Origin of the sequence: Allochromatium warmingii (assembly GCF_900107145.1) — a bacterium.
Taxonomy (GTDB): Bacteria; Pseudomonadota; Gammaproteobacteria; order Chromatiales; family Chromatiaceae; genus Thermochromatium; species Thermochromatium warmingii.
Genome location: NZ_FNOW01000020.1, coordinates 1 through 17226, shown reverse-complemented (window position 1 = coordinate 17226; position 17226 = coordinate 1). Strand labels below are relative to the sequence as shown.

Annotated in this window: 17 protein-coding genes; 13 read left to right on the top strand and 4 right to left on the bottom strand. The window is 57.4% G+C overall.

The genetic code is table 11. The features are described 5' to 3' along the window. Positions 1-344: 344 nt before the first annotated feature. The 13 genes from BLW10_RS07595 (at position 345) to BLW10_RS07535 (ending at position 10798) form a co-directional block, all read left to right on the top strand. Positions 345-905, top strand: a complete 561-nt coding sequence (locus tag BLW10_RS07595) for a YceD family protein (protein WP_091333605.1) — start codon at positions 345-347, stop codon at positions 903-905. Between the two features lie 76 nt (positions 906-981). Next, entirely contained in the window at positions 982-1158 is a 177-nt protein-coding gene (rpmF, locus tag BLW10_RS07590; RefSeq protein WP_091333604.1) for a 50S ribosomal protein L32, read from the top strand. Next, positions 1158-2234 (top strand): phosphate acyltransferase PlsX, encoded by a 1077-nt coding sequence (gene plsX, locus BLW10_RS07585; RefSeq protein ID WP_091333602.1) that lies wholly within the window; start codon positions 1158-1160, stop codon positions 2232-2234. Before rpmF ends, plsX begins: the two co-directional genes overlap by 1 nt. After that, entirely contained in the window at positions 2234-3190 is a 957-nt protein-coding gene (locus BLW10_RS07580; protein ID WP_091333600.1) for a beta-ketoacyl-ACP synthase III, read from the top strand. The genes plsX and BLW10_RS07580 overlap by 1 nt, the downstream gene beginning before the upstream one ends. 130 nt (positions 3191-3320) lie before the next feature. Next, positions 3321-4265, top strand: a complete 945-nt coding sequence (fabD, locus tag BLW10_RS07575; protein ID WP_091333599.1) for an ACP S-malonyltransferase — start codon at positions 3321-3323, stop codon at positions 4263-4265. Next, positions 4258-4998, top strand: a complete 741-nt coding sequence (gene fabG / locus BLW10_RS07570; protein ID WP_091333597.1) for a 3-oxoacyl-ACP reductase FabG — start codon at positions 4258-4260, stop codon at positions 4996-4998. Before fabD ends, fabG begins: the two co-directional genes overlap by 8 nt. Before the next feature lie 165 nt (positions 4999-5163). Further along, the gene (gene acpP / locus BLW10_RS07565; RefSeq protein ID WP_091333595.1) at positions 5164-5400 is read left to right on the top strand and encodes an acyl carrier protein; all 237 of its coding nucleotides are present in this window, start codon (positions 5164-5166) and stop codon (positions 5398-5400) included. A 113-nt stretch (positions 5401-5513) separates the two neighbouring features. Further along, on the top strand, positions 5514-6752 hold the full coding sequence (gene fabF, locus BLW10_RS07560; RefSeq protein WP_091333594.1) for a beta-ketoacyl-ACP synthase II: 1239 nt from the start codon (positions 5514-5516) through the stop codon (positions 6750-6752). A gap of 27 nt (positions 6753-6779) precedes the next feature. Further along, on the top strand, positions 6780-7676 hold the full coding sequence (pabC, locus tag BLW10_RS07555) for an aminodeoxychorismate lyase (RefSeq protein ID WP_245709193.1): 897 nt from the start codon (positions 6780-6782) through the stop codon (positions 7674-7676). Between the two features lie 8 nt (positions 7677-7684). After that, positions 7685-8707 (top strand): endolytic transglycosylase MltG, encoded by a 1023-nt coding sequence (gene mltG / locus BLW10_RS07550; protein ID WP_091333591.1) that lies wholly within the window; start codon positions 7685-7687, stop codon positions 8705-8707. Then, entirely contained in the window at positions 8707-9372 is a 666-nt protein-coding gene (tmk, locus tag BLW10_RS07545; RefSeq protein WP_091333590.1) for a dTMP kinase, read from the top strand. The genes mltG and tmk overlap by 1 nt, the downstream gene beginning before the upstream one ends. Continuing rightward, entirely contained in the window at positions 9369-10433 is a 1065-nt protein-coding gene (holB, locus tag BLW10_RS07540) for a DNA polymerase III subunit delta' (protein ID WP_091333588.1), read from the top strand. The genes tmk and holB overlap by 4 nt, the downstream gene beginning before the upstream one ends. Continuing rightward, a complete protein-coding gene (locus BLW10_RS07535; RefSeq protein WP_091333587.1) occupies positions 10430-10798 on the top strand; it encodes a PilZ domain-containing protein in 369 nt (122 codons plus the stop codon). The genes holB and BLW10_RS07535 overlap by 4 nt, the downstream gene beginning before the upstream one ends. Before the next feature lie 71 nt (positions 10799-10869). Here BLW10_RS07535 and BLW10_RS07530 read toward each other — a convergent pair whose 3' ends face one another. The 4 genes from BLW10_RS07530 to BLW10_RS07510 form a co-directional block, all read right to left on the bottom strand. Next, positions 10870-12138, bottom strand: coding sequence for an alpha-amylase family glycosyl hydrolase (locus tag BLW10_RS07530; protein ID WP_091333586.1), 1269 nt, complete (start codon positions 12136-12138; stop codon positions 10870-10872). 136 nt (positions 12139-12274) lie between these two features. Beyond that, positions 12275-14212 (bottom strand): glycogen synthase, encoded by a 1938-nt coding sequence (locus BLW10_RS07525; protein WP_245709192.1) that lies wholly within the window; start codon positions 14210-14212, stop codon positions 12275-12277. A 124-nt stretch (positions 14213-14336) separates the two neighbouring features. Beyond that, complete coding sequence (locus BLW10_RS07515) at positions 14337-16175, bottom strand: Hsp70 family protein (RefSeq protein ID WP_091333581.1); 1839 nt, start codon at positions 16173-16175, stop codon at positions 14337-14339. Further along, positions 16172-16723, bottom strand: coding sequence for a DUF2760 domain-containing protein (locus BLW10_RS07510; protein WP_091333579.1), 552 nt, complete (start codon positions 16721-16723; stop codon positions 16172-16174). Before BLW10_RS07510 ends, BLW10_RS07515 begins: the two co-directional genes overlap by 4 nt. Positions 16724-17226 lie beyond the last annotated feature (503 nt).

Below are 17226 nucleotides of genomic sequence, written 5' to 3'. Positions count from 1 at the left end.
AGATTACAGATTCTCGCTCACGCTGTTGACGCATAACTGAGAAGAACGACGAGGAGACGCCGCGTTCGGGTGACAATTCGCCCGCCGGTCTGATACACGAAAACGTGCCACATCGTGCCGTCGGTCGGCGCTGCGTTTGAGCATGTTCATTGCCTTCTATTCCCTCGCTCCGGTGGTCGAACAGGGTTCGGCGATTGGGTCGAGGGAGTTTTTTTTTCGAGTTCTCTCAGATTTTCTGTGCCTTTTATTTGTGGCCGCTGAAAACGCGGAAAAACGCGGAAAGTTCAAATTTGTATTGCCGCTGATTGACGCTCGGCGCAGCAATCGGTTAGGCTTACGCGCTTATGTCAACCGTCTTGCCCGATCAACTCGACCCCTGGCGTGCTGCTAAAAACAGCCTGTCGTTCGCGGGTGAATTGCCCGTCGCACGCTTTCCTCGGCTGCTTGAAGTCGGTCGTGTTGCAACCGATGCCATACCAGCAGCAGTTACGTATCAACTGGATTTCCGGCGCGATGCTGAGCGCGGTGCCGTGGTTGAAGGTTTGGCGCAGGTGCGGTTGTGCGTGCGCTGTGAGCGGTGTCTCTGCGATCTGTGGCTTGATTTGGATGCACCACTGGCGCTGCAATTGGTGCGTGTTGAGCCAAATGCCAATGCAGCGGCGAGCGATTATGAACCGCTGGTCGTGACCGATGACCTGCTCGATCCGCTGGCTCTGATCGAAGATGAACTCCTGCTGGCGATTCCGCCGTTTCCTCGGCATCGGGTTGGTGAATGCCAAGCGCCCGAAGTGGCAAACTGGGCACGCAATCCGGCGTATTCCGAGTCCGATGATCTCAGCGACGCAGACGTAGCGGACGCACCGCGTCATCCTTTTGCTGTGCTCGAACGCCTGAAGCGATCCTAAAAAGATTGACGTTAATTTTTGACACATGATTGGGAGGCGGCCACGTTCGGCGCACTTCCCACACTGGAGACTACCAATGGCCGTCCAACAAAATCGCAAGACTCCTTCTAAGCGCGGTATGCGCCGTTCGCACGACGCTCTGAGCAAGCCGACGCTCTCGGTCGATCAGACCAGCGGCGAAACCCATCTGCGTCATCACGTCACCGCCGATGGCTTTTATCGCGGTCGCAAGGTTGTGGATCGGGGCGCGTAATGACCACGTTGGGCCGCTTCAGCGTTGTGCAAGCGACGGCTGCCGAACCGTCGCTAGGTTGCACGATTGCTCTGGACGCGATGGGCGGCGATCACGGCCCCGAGGTCGTAGTTCCAGCGGCCCTGCGTTATCTAGCCGATCATCCGCACATCAGTCTCATCCTGGTCGGTGACGAGACGCGCATCACGTCCTATCTGGGCCGTGCGCCGCGTGAGCGGCTGCGCATTCATCACGCGACGCAAGAAATTGCGATGGACGAATCGCCCTCAAAAGCCTTGCGCAATAAAAAAGATTCGTCAATGCGCGTGGCGATTGATCTGGTCAAAGACGGCGAAGCGCAAGCCTGTGTCAGTGCTGGCAACACTGGGGCGTTGATGGCTACAGCGCGATTCGTGCTCAAGACTTTGCCGCATATTGACCGCCCGGCGATCTGCACTGCTGTGCCGTCGTTACACGGTCACACCCATATGCTCGATCTCGGCGCGAATGTCGATTGTAGCGCCGAGCACCTGTTTCAATTTGCCGTGATGGGCAGTGAGCTGGTCGCGGCAGTCGATGGCATTGCTCGTCCGAAGGTTGCGCTGCTCAATATCGGGCAAGAAGCCATCAAGGGTAACGAACAGGTCAAGCAGGCGCATGAATGGCTGGTGCGCAGTAATCTCAATTATGTCGGCTATGTCGAGGGCAACGGCATCTATCTCGATGATGTCGATGTCGTGGTCAGTGATGGCTTTGTTGGCAATGTCGCGCTCAAAAGCAGCGAGGGCGTGGCCAAATTTATTAGTCAATCGCTGTCGGCCCAGTTCCGACGCACGCTGCTGACGCGCCTCGCCGGTCTGATTGCGTTGCCGATTCTTAAGCACTTCCGCCGCACGATGGATCCGCGTCGCTATAACGGAGCGAGTCTGTTAGGTCTGCGCGGCATCGTCGTCAAGAGTCATGGCGGAGCCGATGAGATCGCGTTCGAAAATGCGATTCGCATTGCTGAAAAAGAGATTGAGGCCAATATCCCGCAACGCATCGGCGATCAGGTCGGACGCCATCTTGCCAGCGAGCCGTATAAGGAATCCGCGTGATGAAGTGCTCCCGCATCCTCGGCACCGGCGGCTATTTGCCTGCGCGGGTTGTCACCAATGCCGATCTGGAAGCTCAAGTTGAGACGACGGATGCGTGGATTCGTGAGCGCACCGGCATCGAAAAGCGGCATCTGGTCTCCGAAGGCGAAACCTGCTGCGATCTGGCCGAGATCGCTGCGCGGCGGGCGTTAGCTGCGGCCCAGCTCGATCCGGCTGATTTGGATTTGATTCTGGTTGCAACCACGACCCCAGATCAATTTTTTCCCAGTACCGCCTGTTTGCTGCAACAGCGGCTCGATGTGCATGGCTGTCCGGCGTTTGATTTGCAGGCGGTCTGCGCTGGATTTGTCTATGCGGTTGATGTCGCTGATAAGTACATTCGCAGCGGCGCGGCCAAGCATGTGCTGGTTGTCGGGGCTGAGGCAATTTCGCGGCTTGTCGATTGGACGGATCGCACCACCTGTGTGTTATTCGGCGATGGCGCGGGTGCAGTGGTGCTCGGTGCAGCCGATGCGCCGGGGATTCTCTCGACCCATATTCATGCCGATGGTGCCTACGCCGAACTGCTACAAGTGCCCGGCGGTCACGGCAATGGTCGGCCCGAGCTGGCGACGCTGGAGATGCGCGGCAACGAAGTGTTTCGGTTTGCGGTGACGACGCTGGGGCGGATCGTCGATGAGACGCTGGAAGCCAATGGGCTGACTAAAGATGACATCGACTGGTTAATCCCGCATCAGGCCAATATCCGCATTATTCAGGCTACCGCCCGCAAACTCGATCTGCCGCTAGAGCGCGTAATTGTCACGGTCGCCGAGCATGGCAATACCTCATCGGCCTCAATTCCGCTGGCGCTCGATCAAGCGGTACGCGATGGGCGCATTCAGCGCGGTCAAACGCTGCTGATGGAAGCCTTTGGCGGCGGTTTTACCTGGGGTTCGGTGCTGGTGCGTTATTGACTCAAGAATTAGACAGGATTAACAGGATTCTTCAAGATTTACAGATTTAAGGCCGTAAAACTTTAAAAAATCCTGTTAATCCTGAGAAATCCTGTTAATCCTGTCAAATTTCAACTGAATGTTCCGCCACATGAGCCAACAACTCGCTGTGTTCTTCCCCGGTCAGGGTTCGCAAGCCGTCGGGATGCTCGATGCGTTCGCGGAGTCGCACGCTACAGTTAAACAGACGTTTGAAGAGGCCGCCGATGCTCTCGGGCGCGATCTCTGGTCGCTGGTCAGTCAGGGGCCAAAAGAAGAACTGGATCGCACCGCGAACACCCAACCGGCGATGCTCGCTGCTGGGATCGCAGTGTGGCGCGTCTGGCAGCAATCCGGTGGGCGTCCAGCAACCGTGATGGCCGGGCACAGTCTCGGCGAGTACGCGGCGCTAGTCGCTGCCGGTGCATTCGACTTTGCCGATGGCATCCGTTTGGCCGCTGACCGCGCTCGTTTCATGCAGGAAGCCGTGCCCGCTGGTGAAGGCGCAATGGCCGCGATCCTCGGCTTGGATGACGCGCAGGTCATGGCGCTGTGTGCCGAACACGCGCAGGGCGACGTGCTCGCGGCAGTCAATTTCAACTCACCCGGTCAGGTGGTGATCGCTGGTTCTGCCGCTGCCGTTGCCCGTGCCGTTGCTGCCGCGAAACCCGCAGGCGCAAAGCTGGCACAGCCACTGCCGGTGAGTGTTCCGTCGCACTGTGCGCTGATGCGTCCGGCGGCGGATCGCTTGGCCGAGCGGCTGGCTGAGGTCGCGCTGACGCTGCCGAGCGTGCCGGTGATTCATAACGTCAATGTTGCGCCGGCTGAGGATGTCGCCGCGCTCCGGCGGCTGCTGGTCGAACAGTTATATAGTCCGGTGCGCTGGGTCGAGACCGTCGCATCCGTCGCGGCGCAAGGCGTGACCACAGCACTCGAATGCGGCCCGGGTAAGGTCTTGATTGGCTTGAATAAACGCATCACGAAAACCCTGAACACGCTGCCGGTTTTTGATCCAAAAACACTCGATGCCGCGTTGGAGGCGACCTCACATGCTTAAAGGTGAAATCGCGCTGGTCACTGGCGCATCGCGGGGCATCGGGCGGGCGATTGCGCTGGCCTTAGCGGAACAGGGTGCAGCCGTTGCCGGCACCGCCACCACCGTATCCGGTGCCCAAGCAATTGAACAGGCATTGACTGCCGCTGGGCATTCGGGCATCGGGCTGGTGCTCAATGTCGCCGATTCCGCCTCGGTCGAAGCAGCGTTAGCGCAGATTGGCGAGCGGCTCGGTGCGCCAAGTATTCTAGTCAACAACGCTGGCATCACCCGCGATAACCTGTTGTTGCGCATGAAAGATGACGAATGGGATGCGGTCATTGACACCAATTTGACCGCGCTCTATCGGCTCACCAAAGGCTGTCTGCGGGCGATGACCAAAGCACGTAAAGGCCGCATCATCAATATCGCCTCGGTGGTCGGCGCGATGGGCAATGCCGGTCAGACCAATTATGCCGCTGCTAAAGCTGGCATGATGGGGTTTACCAAGTCGCTGGCGCGGGAAGTCGGCTCGCGGGGCATCACGGTCAACTGTGTCGCGCCCGGCTTTATCGACACCGATATGACCAAGGAACTGCCCGAAGCACATCGTCAGACGCTGCTCGGTGCCATTCCTCTCTGGCGGCTCGGTCAGCCGGAAGAGATTGCCAGCGCAGTTGTGTTCTTAGCCGCGCCGGGTGGGGCTTATATCACCGGCGAGACCCTGCATGTCAACGGCGGCATGTACATGGCCTAAGACTGGCGTGAGCAGTCTGCCCAGTCTGAGACGAGATTCGTTGCATAGAAGCTATTGAACGCCGCGCATCGTGCGCGATCTTGGCTTTCATCGCATCGGGTTTGTCACTAGAATAGGTCGCGGCCCAGTGGGGTCAATTTTTGTCATTCGAGAGGAATCAATCCTATGAGCAGCGTTGAAGATCGAGTTCGCAAAATCGTGGTGGATCAGCTGGGTGTGAAAGAAGAAGAAGTCACCCCAGAGGCGTCCTTCGTTGACGATCTGGGAGCGGACTCGCTCGACACCGTAGAACTGGTCATGGCTCTTGAAGAAGAGTTCGAGACCGAGATTCCGGACGAAGACGCCGAGAAGATCACTACGGTTCAACAGGCCATTGATTATATCAACGCGCATCAGCCCTGAGATCAGGTCAGGCGAATCGATTTAACGCCAGACGCCCAAGGCGGTGGCCGTGACACGCCGATGCAGCAGACGCTCGTCGAATGTGGCGTTCTGAACGACGATAGAGGTACGTGATGGTAGGCAGAAGGGTAGTAGTCACCGGATTGGGGCTTGTGGCACCGGTTGGTCTGGACGTCAAGTCCGCGTGGGACAACATCCTCGCCGGAAAGAGCGGTATCCAACCAATCACCCATTTCGATATCGCCCCGTTCAGTAGCCGCTTCGGCGGCCCGATCTATGGTTTTGATCCGAGTCCCTACGTCTCGGACAAAGACGCCAAGAAAATGGATAAGTTTATTCATTACGGCTTGGCGGCTGGGTGTCAGGCGATTGCGGATTCCGGGCTGGAAGTGACTGAGGCCAACTGTCGGCGCATCGGCGTTGCCGTCGGTTCTGGGATCGGCGGCATCACCGGCATCGAGAACAACTATGAGGTGTACCGCGAAAAAGGCCCGCGTCGCATCTCGCCGTTTTTCGTTCCGGCCAATATCGTCAACATGGTCGCGGGAAATCTGTCGATCAAGTTTGGTCTCAAAGGCCCGAATTATTCCATTGTCTCGGCCTGTGCAACGGGTACACATAATATCGGCGAAGCGGCGATTATGATTCGTCACGGCTATGTCGATGTCATGGTTGCTGGTGGTGCGGAAATGGCCACCTCGCCGGTTGGTCTCGGTGGCTTTGCGGCGGCGCGGGCACTCTCGACCCGCAACGACGACCCCGAAGGCGCCAGCCGTCCATTTGACAAAGAGCGCGATGGCTTTGTGTTGAGCGATGGTGCTGGCGTGGTGGTGTTGGAAGAATATGAGCACGCTAAAGCACGCGGCGCGACCATCTATGCTGAGTTGATCGGCGTTGGTATGAACTCTGATGCGTACCACATGACCGCACCGTCAGAAGATGGCGCTGGTGCCGCTGAGTGTATGCTGATGGCGCTCAAGGATGCGGGCGTCAACACTGACGCGATTCAGTACATCAATGCGCACGGCACTTCAACGCCAGCGGGTGATGTGGCTGAAACCCGTGCCGTCAAACGGGCATTTGGCGATCAGGCTTATCAACTGGCCATGAGTTCGACCAAATCCATGACCGGACACATGCTGGGCGCAGCCGGTGGTGCGGAGGCGATTTTCACGATCTTGGCAATCCGCGATCAGGTCGCCCCGCCGACGATCAACTATCACACTCCAGATCCGGACTGCGATTTAGACTGCGTGCCGAACACCGCTCGTCCGATGGCGATTGAGGTGGCAATGTCCAACTCGTTCGGGTTTGGCGGCACCAACGGGACGCTCGTTTTCCGGCGTCTTTGATTCGATTCGGGCCTCCGCGATGGAGGCGTGAATCGAGCGGGCGTGCTGGAAGCGCGTAGGAGACAGGATGTGGCCACGCTGCATGGCATCGGGATTCCGTCGCGGATGCTGATTGACGGCCTGCCCGGTGACCAGCTTTCCGTGCTCGACCGAGCGGTGCAGTATGGCGACGGATTGTTTGAAACCATCCGTCTCGCTGCTGGCTATCCCTGCCAGTGGCAGCGCCACATGGATCGGCTGATTTTAGGGGCCGAGCGTCTCGGCATCGAGATGCCCGACACCGCGCTGCTGGCAGCGGAAGCGGCAGAAGTGACCTGGGGACAGCATGACGGCATCCTCAAGTTGATTCTCTCGCGGGGTGAAGGGGGGCGCGGTTATGCGCCACCGTCTCCGGCGATCACGCGCCGAATGCTCTTAACTTATCCCCTAGCGGCCAATCACGGCCAACAGTGGCGCGATGGTGTGACCGTGCGCTATTGTCAAACTCCGGTTTCGATCAATCCCGTGTTGGCTGGTATCAAGCATCTCAATCGCTTGGACTCGGTGCTGGCGCGTGCTGAATGGCACGATCCTGCGATTGCTGAAGGCTTGATGTTTGCGGCGACTGGCGAGCTAGTCGGCGGCACCATGACCAATGTTTTTGTCTGGGATGGGCGCTGTTTACTCACCCCGCCGTTGGATCGCGGCGGCATCGCTGGCACGGTGCGCGGGTTGACGCTGGAATTAGCGGCGCGACTCGGCATTGACTGTCTAGTCACGCGCTTAGATCGTGCCGCGCTCGATCAAGCACGCGGACTGTTTTTGACCAATTCCATCATCGGCGTGTGGCCGGTGCGCGAGCTATCCGGTCGCCGTTTCGATCTCACCCATCTGCCCTGGACGCTGCTGGATCGGCTCTACAGTGCCGCCTGTACCGCAGGATAATCGCCGCGATGTCACGTCGTCTTGTCGCTGTGCTCATGCTGATTGTGTTCGCCATCGGGTTCGCGGCCGGGGCGCTGTGGCGTGCGTATCAGTGTTTTGTGACGCATCCCATTGCCATCACTGACGACCGACTGGTGTTCGATGTGCCGCGTGGCACTGCATTGCGTACCCTCGCGCAGCGGCTACATGAACAAGGCGTGATTGAACATCCAGTTTATTTCATGGCGCTGGCTTATCTGCGCGGCGCTCATGGGCGGTTACAAGCCGGTGAATATGCGCTCACCCGCGAGCTGACGCCGCCGCAGTTACTCGATCTGTTTGCATCGGGGCGGGTGATCGAATACCGCATCACGCTGGTTGAGGGCTGGACATTTCGGCAGGCAGTCGCGGCGCTTGACCGGCATGAAGTGTTTAACGGTTCGAGAACGGCGCTCGCAGCCCGCACTGATGCTGAGATTATGGCCGAACTCGGTCGTCCCGATGTGCATCCCGAAGGGCGGTTTTTCCCGGATACCTATCGGTTTCCGCGTCACACCAGTGCGTTGACGTTACTCAAGCGGGCGCTGACGCGGATGGATCAGATTCTTGCCGCAGAATGGGCGCAACGCGCCGCTAATCTGCCGCTCACGACGCCCGATGAGGCGCTGATTCTCGCCTCGATTGTCGAAAAAGAAACCGGATTGGCCAGCGAACGCCCGCGCATCGCTGGCGTGTTTACGCGCCGCTTGCAGCGCGGAATGCGGCTTCAGACCGATCCAACCGTGATTTACGGGCTAGGCGAGCGTTACGACGGCAACATCCGCCGCGCCGATCTGCGCGAGCCGACCCCCTATAATACCTATGTCATCAATGGCTTACCGCCGACGCCGATTGCGCTGGTCGGACGGGAGGCGATTCACGCGGCATTGCATCCCGAGGATGGCGAGGAACTCTATTTTGTCGCCACCGGCGATGGCAGCCACGTCTTTTCGCGCACACTGGATGAACACAATCAGGCCGTGCGTCGCTATATTTTGAATCGGGCGGATTGATGCACGCACAGCACACGCAGCATACACGCGGCCGCTTTATCACGCTGGAAGGCATCGAGGGTGCGGGCAAATCAACCCAGCTTGCACCCTTAGCTGAGGTCTTACGTGCGCGTGGTCTGGAAGTGCTCACCACCCGCGAGCCGGGCGGCGCACCGCTGGCCGAGCGACTGCGGGCGCTGCTGCTCGATCCTGCGCATCTGGGCATGAGCGCGACGACGGAACTGCTGCTGATGTTTGCTGCCCGCAGCGAGCATCTGGAACAGTGTATTCGTCCGGCGCTGGCAGCGGGACGCTGGGTGCTGTGCGACCGCTTTACCGATGCGACCTATGCCTATCAGGGTGGCGGGCGCGGGATTGATCCGGCACGCATCGCGCTGCTAGAACAATTGGTGCAGGGGACACTGCGCCCGGATGTTACCTTCGTGTTCGATCTGCCGCCAGAACTGGGATTGAGCCGCGCCAAGTCACGCGCTGGGACAACAGATCGCTTTGAGTTAGAAACCCAGCGGTTTTTTGCTGCCGCCCGCGCCGTCTATCTCGACCGCGCCCGCGCTCATCCCGAACGCTATCGCGTGATCGACGCGACCGCGCCCTTAGCCGAGGTCACGCAGGCGGTTGCGGCGGAACTCAAGGCTATTATCACCTCGCTGGAATCGCGCCCATGAGTGCGTCAACACGCGCTGAATCTGCCCCGACTTCTCAGCCATTTGCCGTGCCGTTACCCTGGACGGAGGCAATTTGGTCGCGGTTGCACGCATCACGCACAGCACAGCGATTAGCACACGGATTGCTGATTTCGGGGCCAGCGGGCGTCGGCAAACGTATGCTGGCGCGGGCATTGGCGCAATCGCTGCTGTGTCAAACTCCGAACGCGCAGGGCTTGGCGTGCGCTCAGTGCGCTGACTGTCAGTTATTGGCGGCGGGCAGTCATCCCGATTGGCTGGAAGTTGGGCCAGATCCGGAGAGCAAATCGGGCGAAATTCCGATTGATGCGGTGCGCCAGTTCACCGAACGCGAATCGCTGACCCCGAGCCGCGCACCCTATAAGGTCGCGTTGATCGATCCGGCTGACCGGCTCAATCAGGCGGCAGCCAATGCGCTGCTCAAAACGCTGGAAGAACCGACCGGACAGAGCATTTTGTGTCTAATCGGCGAGCGCATCGGACGGCTACCGGCGACTATTCGCAGTCGCTGCCTGCTGATTCCAGTCGCGATTCCCGATGAAACTCAGGCATTGCGCTGGTTAACTGCACAGGAACCGCGCTCAGATTGGGCGTTGCGACTACGGCTGGCGCACGGCGCACCGCTGCGGGCGTTAGCGGAACGGGCTGACGACACGCGCCTTGAACAACGCAGCCAGTGCTTAAACAGTTTTTTGGAGATCGCACGCGGGCGTAGCGATCCGATCACGGTGGCCGCTGACTGGAATGCCATCGGCACCGATCGGATACTCGACTGGCTGGCCGGCGTGATGGGCGATCTGCTACGGCTTGGTGTGTGCGCCACGCCGCCACAGCTCGATCATCCTGATCGACACACCGAACTGACCGCACTGGCGCAACGGCTGGATCTGGCCGCTGGGCATCGTTTACTCAAGCGAATTTTGGAAGCACGCGCCCTGAGCGAGCGCAATCTTAATCAACAGTTGCTGCTCGAATCGCTGGCCATCGACTGGGCACGCATCGGTCATGCAGCGCGAGCGGGAACCGGAGGCGGACACGCATGAGCACACCTAATCCACTCGGCGGACTTGGTGGTCAACAACGCATTTTAAGCTTTGCAATTAAAGACAAAAGTGCGCTCTATGCGTCCTATATGCCATTTATTAAAAATGGCGGATTATTTATTCCGACGACTAAAAGCTATCAGCTTGGCGATGAGATTTTTTTATTGCTGCAATTAATGGATGAACCGGATCGGATTCCAGTTGCGGGGCGTGTAGTTTGGATTACTCCGGTTGGCGCAGAGGGAAATCGCGCAGTGGGCGTCGGCGTACAATTTAACGATCAAGATAAGGGCGCGACGCGGCGCAAAATTGAAGACTATCTCGCTGGTGCGCTTGCGTCGGAACGTCCGACGCATACGTTGTGAGAGCTTTCAGCGATCAGCCTCCAGCAAATACGGCTTGATTGCTGGCGGCTGGAAGCTGATAGCTTTGATACTCAAACCTCCGTCACCAACACCCGCCCCATGCCCGGCGCTAAATCAAATTCAAACGGCGTTGGCAGAAAATCCATGGCCCATTCAAGTGAAACATCTTTTAATACGCCGGGCGTGCAGATCAAATGATAGAGGTTTTCGATGCGCAAATATTGGCGATTCCAGGGATCTTTATTCAAAGCTAATAAGGCTTCACCGGTGCCGCTGGGATGGGTTTTGCGCAACAGTAAAATTGCCGGATTTGAGCAATCAAGCCGCTCAATCGGCCCCTCGCTTTGAAAAACCGGATACTGGTTTTTAATTTGGTTAATATGCGCGATCTCGTGCGTTAAATCGACGTTAATCCCTTCCCATTGTTCGGGTTGAGTATTAACAACATCAAGCCGCGTGCTAAATCCGTATTCAAATCCCATCGGAATCATAACCCCACTGGCAAAGAGCGCCGCAAATAAATACCGCTGCCGCAACGCATTGGGATTTTGACCGGATTCTAAAAACAGCCGCTCGGTGTCGTGACTCTCAGGAAAGCTAATTGATGGCACAACCTGACGGGTCATTTCATATTGTTCCAGCAGCCAATTGCCGTCGAAATCCCACCATTTAGAACTGTTGAAAATCGCATCAAATCCGGCACTCGCCGTAGCGCGGGTTTGCTCCGGTGAGCAGCCGAGGGTTTCAGCAATAAATGTGAGATTCGGATGTGTTTTGCGAGCGCGGGTAATCAGGCGTTTCCAAAGCTCGCTAGGCAGTTGATAGGCTGCATCACAGCGAAAACCTGTAAATCCTAAATCCGCTAAATGGGCAATCACGCGATGCAGAAATTCTTCTAAACCTGTGCGATCTGGTGAATGCGCGTGATCGAATTGTGCTAAGTCGTACCAAATAACTTTTTGACCATCGGCTTCCATACAAAATGGATTGGCAATTTTACCACCTTCGCGCACGAACCATTCGGGGTGCGCTTTCACTAATGCGGCATCGACGGCGCAATGATTGATGACCAAATCAATCATTACGGATAGCCCAAGCCGTTCGGCTTCAGCAATCATCGCTCGCACTTGTTCGTCAGCACTCAACTTTGTGCCCGATTTAACAAAATCCGGATTGATGCTGAAATAATCGGCAATCGAATAGAGGCTGCCGGAACGTCCGGTTTTTTGAATTGGATTAACGAATATCCAATTAAACCCCATCGCGGCGGCGCGTTCTAAATGCGGCCCCCAAGCGCCAAATTGACCGGCAAGCCGTGGAAAAATGTTATAAATCTTCATGCTGCTATGCGTGCTACTGCTCACCGCGAAACGCCCCTTGAGTTGAGTTGGTCACGATGGTTATTGAGGATCGTGACCGCTGAAATAACCGACCGCGCATCAGCGCGGGGTAAAGACTATCGCCTCAACCGCTGCGTTAAACGTCGCGGATGTAATCATAAATGTTGAGATAATCCTGACCGGGTTGATTCCAAGAATAATCACAGCGCATGGCGTTTTTCATCAATTCGCGGAAATGTTCGGGGAAAGCGTTGTAGCAATCAATAGCCCGTCCGAGTGCCGATTCTAAACCGCGATGATCGTAGTCATTAAAGACATAACCATTGCGTTCATGGAGCGGGCGGTTGGAATGATCTTTATCAAAGATGGTATCCGCTAAACCGCCGACTGTACGCACAACCGGAATCGTCCCATAGCGCAACGCAATCAATTGCGTGAGGCCGCATGGCTCAAAGCGACTAGGCACGAGCATCATATCGGCACCGGCATAAATCAGATGCGATAAATCTTCATCAAAGCCGATTTCTAAATGACAATCTGGACTGTCATTGAGCATCCGTTTGAGACCCCAGAAATCAGCGTTGATACGATCATCGGGACTGGAGCCAAGCAGGACGAATTGCGCCCCGCGTTCAAGGGTATTGAAAATAGCATGACGGACTAATTCTAAGCCTTTTTGCGGGTCGAGCCGTCCAATAAAGGCAACAATCGCTTTTTCATTGTCCGCTAACATGAGCCGCTGCCGCAGGGCGCGTTTGTTATCGTATTTGCGTTCGAGGCTGTCTACGCCGTATTGCACCGGAATGTGCGGATCTACTTCCGGATTCCAGACATCATAATCAATGCCATTGACGACGCCGCCGTATTTAATATGGTGCGTGTGGAGTACAGGTTCTAGGCCAAAGCCTTGACCTTGATCTTTGGTTTCAAAGGCATAACGCGGTGAGACGGTGGTGACAAAGTTAGAATACACGATACCGCCCTTGAGTAAATTCAGGGCGTTGGGGTGGCGATGATCGCCGAGGCGCGTGTGCGAGAAGAAATACTCAGGGCGGTGTAATCCAGTGGCACGGAGTAAATCGGGGCCAGTGATGCCTTGATGAGCAAAGTTGTGAATCGTTGTACACACACGCGGATGGGTCATGCCGAGTGCTTGGTATTGCTCATAAAGATGCACTGGCACTAATGAAGTTTGCCAATCATGGCAGTGAATAATGTCTGGATGTTTACCGGCTTTCCAGAGAAATTCAATCGCGGCCCGCGAAAAAAAGGCATAGCGCAGCACATCATCATTAAAGCCGTAAATGCTGTGACGATTAAAAAAGTTGTCAGCGGAATGCGGTTCGATAAAAAAGCATTTGCGCCCATGTACAAAACCAAAAAAGACGGTGCAATGAATGGCACCATTGTACCAGGGCACCCATAAATCTTGATAAACTTCGTGTAGCTCGAAAATCTGATCGTAGCGCAGGCTGGCGTATTTCGGCAGGATGATTTCAACATGATTGCCGCGAATCGCTAATTCACGGGTAAGACCAAAAACGACATCGGCCAGACCGCCGACTTTGGCCACGCTCGCTAATTCGGGCGTGATATGAACAATGAATAAACTTGGACGCCACACCGGCGGCGCGGCTGGTTCCCACTGCGGTTCGGGCGCGTGCCAGGGTTCCTCGTGCGGCGCGGCTGGTGGTTCGGGTTCCGGTTGCGCAGCGGGTGTGCTGGCGGCGGTGAGGGCGAGCGTCGGCGCGTGGCCGAACTCGGAGAGCGGACGCGGCGCGGGCTTGGTGGTGTGGGCGGGGTCGTCAGGCGTTGGCATGGGCGCAATGGTCGGCTCTGGCTCTGGCTTCGGTGGCGGAGCGGCAGTGACAGGCGGTGGTGCAGGAATCTCAGCCGCTGGCGGCGGGGTGCTGATGGTCGCCGCTGGCAGCGCCGCATCGGGAGTCTGTTTGCGGGCCGCTGTTTTCTTAATCACCGGCGTGGCGGGGGCCGGCGGGGGCGTGCTGCCGACTGGCGTGCTCGTGGCGGTGCTCGAAGTCTTCGATTTGGGGGTGCCAGGGGTCTTCTTGGCCATGCGCTCGATTCCTACAGCTTAGTCGGTCATGGATTGACGCGAATGTGGATCGGCCCATTCTGCCACGAAGGGCCGTCCATCGGCGTGAATTGTGGATTGCTGGAGCAGATCGCCCGCTCCGCGATCAGGTGCGTTGACCCCGCGTATTAAACGCAACGTTCCAGCGTTCGCCACCGCCATCGAGCGGAATCGCGGTCAATTCCAGCGTGCCGACTTCAGTCACCGCCGCTTGCAACTGCACCGCGACCACCTCGCCCGGCTTGCGTTCAGTCGCGTGCAGCGTGGTCTGAATCTCGTCAAGTTCGGCCAGTTCATCGTCGTGCCAGGTTTCGAGCAGATCGCCGACCTGATCGTCATGGCGCACGCTGGAGCCAAAAAAGCGAAAGCGCACCGGCTCGCCGACCACGAGTCCAAATTCCTGCGGTGGGGCAACCGGCGCGGAGCCTTCTTCTAAGCCAAAGGGGACAAGACAGAGCGCCTGAATTTCCGGCTCCATTCCGGGCACAGCCGGCATGGCGCTTTCGACGCCGACATAATAGGTATGTGAGGTGCCGCCGCGAATGCGCACACCGCCATGTCGCCGTGTATGGGCATAAAAAGCTGCGCCGCGCGCCACAGCGAGATCCAGATCGCGGGCCTCTAAGCGGCGAGCGGGCGGGGCATCCTCGGCCGCCAGCCAGCCGTTGAGCACCGCCATCACCCGTTCTTGCAGCCGTTGCGCTTTAAACACACCGCCGTTAAACAGCACCGCCGTCGGGCGCAAAAAGCTTGCTTCGGGTACTTGGGCGACAAATCCGGCCAGATCTTGGGTGGCAGCGGCTTGGCGTCCGAGAAAGGCGGCCAGATGACGGGTGATCGCCGGATCTTGCGCATAGGGCAAGCCGACTGTGGTCAAGGCACCCCGCGAGCGGATCGCCGGACGGCTGCTGGCGGCGACCGCCGGAAAAAAGCCCTCAATCAGACTGGCAGTGACTTCATCGCGGGTGAGTTCGGTGCGGATGCTACCGCCGATGAGCTTGGAGCCGCGACTGGGCACCACCACCGGCACGCGCTCGCCATCTGCGAGCAGGGTTTCTTTTGCCTGCCGACAGGCATGAGTAAGTGCTTGCACCTGCCAGCGATCCAACTCGACGCCGCTCTGTGCGAGTTTTTGGCGCAGCACATAGGCCAGCGCCAGATCCATATTGTCACCGCCGAGCAAAATATGCTCACCGACGGCGACACGGTTGAGTTCGAGCGCACCGTCCTGTTCGGTGACCGCGATCAGGGATAAATCCGTGGTGCCGCCGCCGACATCGACCACCAAAATAATGTCACCGACCTGCACTTGCTGCCGCCATGCGCCCTGACTGTCATTGACCCAGCTATAGAGCGCGGCTTGCGGTTCTTCGAGTAACACCAGATGGGCGATGCCGATGGCTTTAGCGGCCTCAGCGGTCAGTTCACGCGCCGCCGGATCGAACGATGCCGGAACTGTGACCGTAATATCAAGCTGCTCGAATGGAACATAGGGATAGGCACCATTCCACGCATTGCGCAAATGGGCGAGATAGTGAATCGTCGCATCAAAGGGCGATAACTGCGGAATATCCTCGGGCACGCCGGGCGGGAGAATCGGCGCTTGGCGGTCGATGTCAGGATGACACAGCCAGCTTTTGGCGCTGGAGATGAGCCGAATCGGCGTCATTGCGCCCTGATTCCGCGCCAGCTCGCCGATGATCCGTGTCGGATCGGCCTGCCAGGGCAAGCCCAGATCGCTGGCGCGGAACTCATCGGCGTGCGGTAGATAAAGAAACGATGGCAACAGCGGGCGCGATTCGACTGCTCCGGGCGCGACTAATTGCGGAATCGGCAGCAATTCCTGCACGATGCGTTCGCCTTCGCTTTTTTCTGAATCGACCCACGACAGCGCACAATGCGTGGTGCCGAGATCAATGCCAATCGCATAGCGTGAATTGCTCACAGTTCCACCTCCGCTGCGGCGATGATGCGCGGATCGTGGCCGCTGGTGAGCTTCGGCAAGCGAATATCGGTCACGCGCCAGCCGCGATGAGCGAGTGTGCCGCTAAAAGGCGGCTCACCGACAACCTGACCAGTCGGGCGGATCGCGGCGGCATCAAAGCCCGGCTCCAGCGTGATGCGACTGCCCTCGGGTTCGGCCCGCACCGGCTCCAGCGTGAAATAGTCGCGGAGCACCTGCCGACAACCTTGATGCACGACTCGTGCGCCGCGTCCGATCTCAGCGTCAGAATAGGCTTGAATGTCTTCTTGAAGAAAATCGACCAAGCGCCCGTCTTTTTGCAGCAAAGCAAGCAGCAAGAGCGCGGCATCGGGCGCGGTCTCCCCCAGCGGCACGCTGGCTGCTGCCGTCGGGCGAGCGGCAGGATGCAGCGGGGTGGTGGTCGCCAATGATGCGACCGCGTGGGCAAATTCAGGATCTTTGAGGGTGCGGCGCAGACTGCGCACCGCAATGGCAATCCGTCGTAGCAATGACGGTGTGGATGATGACATGGGGAAAGTCCTCGGTCAGCAGAGCGGCCAGCCGCCAGCGATCAGCGGCCAGCGTGGTGGTGTGGGTTGGGGCGGATTTTAAACCGAGGAGCAGGTGAGTGACTCCCAATCTGTCTGCGCCGAAGTGGAATGTTTGGAATTTTCCTCTGTTCACGAAGCCCAGCTTCATCACGAGACAAAGATTTTTCTGCGTAATTCCGCGCTTTCAGCGGCAAAAAGATGTAACAAAGCCATAAATTTTCCCCGCTAGTTTTCCCATAAATAAATTTGTAGATCAGAAATGGAAAATTTTCATAAAAATGGAAATTTTTTTTGAATTTTTTGCCTATTAAGCGAATGATCCATTTGCAATAATCCCAACCACGTCATGTAGTGAAGCAAGCGAAGCGAACTCATCTTCGCATGTTCTTATAGTTATTTGCAGAAGTGTCTATAATTATAGTAAATAAAAGAGGTTTTCACGATGAGAGTGCGAAATATAAAAATTGAAAACCCAGACTTAC

What these genes read in the sequence shown, in the direction of transcription:
- fabF (WP_091333594.1), top strand. Translation starts at nt 5,514, where the DNA reads ATGGTAGGCAGAAGGGTAGTAGTCACCGGATTGGGGCTTGTGGCACCG.
- fabG (WP_091333597.1), top strand. Translation starts at nt 4,258, where the DNA reads ATGCTTAAAGGTGAAATCGCGCTGGTCACTGGCGCATCGCGGGGCATC.
- BLW10_RS07525 (WP_245709192.1), bottom strand. Translation starts at nt 14,212, where the DNA reads ATGGCCAAGAAGACCCCTGGCACCCCCAAATCGAAGACTTCGAGCACC.
- rpmF (WP_091333604.1), top strand. Translation starts at nt 982, where the DNA reads ATGGCCGTCCAACAAAATCGCAAGACTCCTTCTAAGCGCGGTATGCGC.
- BLW10_RS07580 (WP_091333600.1), top strand. Translation starts at nt 2,234, where the DNA reads ATGAAGTGCTCCCGCATCCTCGGCACCGGCGGCTATTTGCCTGCGCGG.
- tmk (WP_091333590.1), top strand. Translation starts at nt 8,707, where the DNA reads ATGCACGCACAGCACACGCAGCATACACGCGGCCGCTTTATCACGCTG.
- BLW10_RS07510 (WP_091333579.1), bottom strand. Translation starts at nt 16,723, where the DNA reads ATGTCATCATCCACACCGTCATTGCTACGACGGATTGCCATTGCGGTG.
- holB (WP_091333588.1), top strand. Translation starts at nt 9,369, where the DNA reads ATGAGTGCGTCAACACGCGCTGAATCTGCCCCGACTTCTCAGCCATTT.
- fabD (WP_091333599.1), top strand. Translation starts at nt 3,321, where the DNA reads ATGAGCCAACAACTCGCTGTGTTCTTCCCCGGTCAGGGTTCGCAAGCC.
- BLW10_RS07530 (WP_091333586.1), bottom strand. Translation starts at nt 12,138, where the DNA reads ATGAAGATTTATAACATTTTTCCACGGCTTGCCGGTCAATTTGGCGCT.
- acpP (WP_091333595.1), top strand. Translation starts at nt 5,164, where the DNA reads ATGAGCAGCGTTGAAGATCGAGTTCGCAAAATCGTGGTGGATCAGCTG.
- BLW10_RS07535 (WP_091333587.1), top strand. Translation starts at nt 10,430, where the DNA reads ATGAGCACACCTAATCCACTCGGCGGACTTGGTGGTCAACAACGCATT.
- mltG (WP_091333591.1), top strand. Translation starts at nt 7,685, where the DNA reads ATGTCACGTCGTCTTGTCGCTGTGCTCATGCTGATTGTGTTCGCCATC.
- BLW10_RS07595 (WP_091333605.1), top strand. Translation starts at nt 345, where the DNA reads ATGTCAACCGTCTTGCCCGATCAACTCGACCCCTGGCGTGCTGCTAAA.
- plsX (WP_091333602.1), top strand. Translation starts at nt 1,158, where the DNA reads ATGACCACGTTGGGCCGCTTCAGCGTTGTGCAAGCGACGGCTGCCGAA.